2 tRNA genes and 1 rRNA gene are annotated in these 574 nt (G+C 47.4%); all 3 read left to right on the plus strand.

Annotated features, from left to right (window positions below):
- Positions 1-104: ribosomal RNA gene (locus CIK90_RS01055) — 16S ribosomal RNA — on the plus strand; the annotation flags it as partial.
- A 164-nt stretch (positions 105-268) separates the two neighbouring features.
- Positions 269-342: transfer RNA gene (locus tag CIK90_RS01060), tRNA-Ile, on the plus strand.
- 27 nt (positions 343-369) lie between these two features.
- Positions 370-443, plus strand: a tRNA-Ala gene (locus CIK90_RS01065).
- Positions 444-574 lie beyond the last annotated feature (131 nt).

Raw genomic sequence — 574 nt, forward strand, 5'->3', positions numbered from 1 at the left:
CTGAAGTCCGTGACCGCAAGGGTCGGCCTAGGGTGAAACCGGTGATTGGGGCTAAGTCGTAACAAGGTAGCCGTACCGGAAGGTGCGGCTGGAACACCTCCTTTCTGGAGACGGATCTTAGATAATTAGGGTAGTTTCAAAAAGAATGGGATGAAGCATTGGTTTGTTCAGACACTCCTTCGGCTTCTTGTACTAACGAATCTGTTTTCTCGAATAGAGAATCGAAGGAAGCTGAGGACACTGTACTGTTCCAAAGCATCTTGAACGGAGTCCTATAGCTCAGTCGGTTAGAGCGCCACACTGATAATGTGGAGGTCGGCAGTTCAAGTCTGCCTGGGACTACGATGCAAGAGACTTCAATTCCCGACCGGGGGATTAGCTCAGCTGGCTAGAGCACCTGCTTTGCAAGCAGGGGGTCAACGGTTCGAATCCGTTATTCTCCACTTGTCCTTGAAATAGAGGAAAGAGATCTTTGACATATTGACACAAGCAAGACTGTAGATTAGATAATAAATCAGAAATCAACAGCTGAAAGTATGAGCACTTATGCATACGGCCGCCTATAGTTATAGGA

This window comes from Prevotella sp. P5-126, assembly GCF_002251185.1.
Lineage (GTDB): Bacteria > Bacteroidota > Bacteroidia > Bacteroidales > Bacteroidaceae > Prevotella.